The sequence below is a fragment of the Flavobacterium sp. genome (assembly GCF_003525665.1).
Classification (GTDB): Bacteria; Bacteroidota; Bacteroidia; order Flavobacteriales; family Flavobacteriaceae; genus Flavobacterium.
This window is the reverse complement of the sequence record NZ_DQDX01000154.1, coordinates 1-3392: the sequence shown is the minus strand read 5'-3', so window position 1 is coordinate 3392 and position 3392 is coordinate 1. Positions and strand designations below refer to the sequence as shown.

2 protein-coding genes are annotated in these 3392 nt (G+C 33.5%); both read right to left on the bottom strand.

Going from position 1 to position 3392, the window contains the following annotated elements; all coding sequences use genetic code 11:
- Nucleotides 1–271: 271 nt before the first annotated feature.
- Entirely contained in the window at nt 272–3061 is a 2790-nt protein-coding gene (gene uvrA, locus DIU01_RS10950) for an excinuclease ABC subunit UvrA (protein ID WP_290834383.1), read from the bottom strand.
- Between the two features lie 126 nt (nt 3062–3187).
- A partial coding sequence (locus DIU01_RS10945; RefSeq protein WP_290834381.1) for a hypothetical protein occupies nt 3188–3392 on the bottom strand: 205 nt, incomplete at its 5' end.

Genomic DNA, 3392 nt, shown 5'->3' with positions numbered 1-3392 from the left:
ATTATTGGTTTACCGTAGACTTCATGGAACAAGGAACGTCAAGACAATTTAAAGCCCATTTTGCTTTGAAACGTTAATTTAAAAGATTGATTATATAAAAAAACGGATTCTCATTTGAGAATCCGTTTTTTGTTGCTATGGTTTGCAAATTAGCCCTGATTGCAACGGAAATAAAAAAAGCTTTCATTGTTTGAAAGCTTTTTTTATTGAAGTGAAAAGCAGGAACATGGATTGCATAAAATGCCCGAGCCATTCGCTCCTTATTTTAATTTTATAACTTCGATTTCAAGTACTTAGCAGTGATTGATTTTTTATTTTTGGCAACATCTTCTGGAGTTCCTTCGGCTAGAAGTTGACCGCCGTTTTCGCCACCTTCTGGACCTAAATCAATTATCCAATCAGCACATTTTATTAAATCAAGATTGTGCTCGACTACAATAATCGAGTGGCCTTTGTCTAAAAGCGCATCAAATGAAGCCAAAAGTTTCTTGATATCGTGAAAGTGTAAACCAGTTGTAGGTTCGTCGAAAACGAATAAGGCTTTGTCTTTGGTGTTTCCTTTAACTAGAAATGAGGCAAGTTTTATACGTTGCGCCTCGCCACCAGAAAGAGTAGAAGAGGATTGGCCGAGTTGTACATAACCCAATCCGACATCTTGCAAAGGTTGTAATTTTTGGGTGATTTTGGCTTGTTTATTTTCGCTAAAAAAGGAAATCGCGTCATCAATGGTCATGGTTAAAATGTCATCAATATTTTTTCCTTCAAAATAGACTTCGAGAATTTCTTTCTTAAATCGTTTGCCATTACAGGTTTCGCATGGTAATTCTACGTCGGCCATGAAGACCATTTCGACGTTTATAGAACCATCGCCTTTGCAGGTTTCGCATCTTCCACCATCTACATTGAAGGAGAAATGTTTTGGTAAATAGCCTCTTATTTTTGATAGCTTTTCTTTAGAAAATAAATCTCGAATATCGTCGTAGGCTTTGATGTAAGTAACTGGATTGGAACGAGAACTTCGTCCTATTGGGTTTTGATCTACATATTCGATGTGGTGAATTCTGTGATAATGACCTTGCATATCGGTGAACTGACCAGCTTTTTCTCCGACGCCTTCCAATCTTTTTTGAATGGCAGGAAATAGTATTTTCTTTACTAAGGTGCTTTTTCCGCTACCAGAAACTCCAGTTATAACGGTTAGACATTCTAAAGGGAAACGAACGTCTAGATTTTGCAAATTATTCTCTCTTGCACCTAAAATATCGATGTAGGTTGACCATTTTCTGCGTGTTCGAGGTGTTTTAATTTCTAGTTCGCCATTCAGATATTTTGCTGTTAGCGAATCGGATTTTAGGATTTCGTCGTACGTTCCTTGAGCGACTAAATTTCCACCATGAGTTCCAGCTTCTGGTCCAATATCAATTATCATATCGGCTTGTTTCATGATGTCTTCGTCGTGTTCTACAACAATAACAGTGTTTCCTAGATCGCGTAGATTTTTAAGGACTTCAATAAGTAATTCAGTGTCTTTTGGATGTAATCCGATGCTTGGCTCGTCTAGAATATACATCGATCCTACTAAACTGCTTCCTAACGATGTTGCTAGATTGATACGTTGTGATTCACCTCCAGAAAGTGTTGCCGAATTTCTATTTAATGTTAAATAATCTAATCCTACGTTGCTTAAAAATGCTAATCTACTTTTAATTTCGATTAATAATCGTTTGGCTACCGTTTTATCATAATCGGATAATTGTAATTCTTCAAAAAACGGAATTAATCGTTTAATTGATAAATCGACTAAGTTGGAAATTGTTTTTCCTCCAACTTGTATATAATTTGCTTCAGCTCTTAAACGTTTTCCTTTGCAAACATTGCATTTTGTTTTGCCACGATAACGTGAAAGCATGACACGATTTTGAATTTTATAATTTTTCTCTTCTAGTTCTTTAAAAAAATCATTAAGTCCTTGAAAATATTGATTTCCTTTCCAAACAAGGTCTTTTTGTTCGTCTGATAATTCGAAATAAGGTTTGTGAATTGGGAAATCAAACTTGTAAGCTTTATTAACTAATTCGTCTCGATACCAACCCATACTTTCACCACGCCATGGATAAATTGCGTTTTCAAAAACCGATAGCGCTGTATTTGGAATTACTAATTCTTCATCAATGCCAATAATATTTCCATAACCTTCGCAAGTAGGACATGCGCCATATGGATTATTAAAACTGAATAGATGTACGTTTGGTTCCAAAAAAGTCATTCCATCTAATTCGAAATTCGAGCTAAAGTTGAGACGATTATTTGAACCAACTTCTTGCAAATAGCATTCTCCTTTGCCTTCAAAAAAAGCAGTTTGAATTGCATCTGAAAGTCGGTCGTAAAATTCATCTTCTTCTTTAACAATTATTCTATCAATAATTAGCAAAATATCTTTGTTGTCTAATGTATGTTGATTGATTTCGTCAAGTCTTACAGTGTCATTGCCAATTTGAATTCTAGCAAATCCTTGTTGCAAAAGCACTTTTAATTTGTCTTCAAGTTTTCTTCCTTCCTCAAGATGAATAGGAGCGAGAAGTAACCATTTACTATCAATTTTAAATGTCTTTACCTTGTTTACAACATCCGTTACAGTATCTTTTTTTACCTCATTGCCAGAAATTGGCGAAATTGTTTTACCAATTCTTGCATAAAGTAATTTTATGTAGTCATAAATTTCTGTTGATGTTCCTACTGTTGAACGAGCGTTTGTAGTATTTACTTTTTGTTCAATTGCAATTGCTGGAGCTATTCCTTTAATGTATTCAACTTTTGGTTTATCCAATCTACCAAGGAATTGTCTTGCATAAGATGATAAGCTTTCAACATAACGACGTTGACCTTCGGCATACAAAGTATCAAAAGCTAGCGAAGATTTTCCTGAACCTGATAAACCAGTTATTACAACCAATTTATTTCGAGGAATAGCAACATCAAGATTTTTTAAATTATGAATTTCAGCACCTTTTATTAAGATGTTCTTCTTTGGTTCGAGAGTAGAAATATCTTTTGGAATCATGGCAATTTTTTTGGAATACAAAGATAGTTAATTAGAGGACGTTAATTGTATCAAATAGAGAATGGAATTTTGTATTTTTAATGTGAAAATGATAATTTAGGATAAACAAAATAATTAATGCTTTTTTTAGGAAAAATGCTGTATAAATGATAAAAAACTAGCTATATAGCATATTCGAATTATTTTTGGCAGTAAAAAAGCATTGAAAAAAAACTCAACATTACCACAACATTTTACTTTATATTGAACTTTTGCAAATCTAAATAAAGTTATTAAAATCCCTTGTATACTTGTTATTTCAATCGATTTCGTAATTTTTAATGTTGTATAG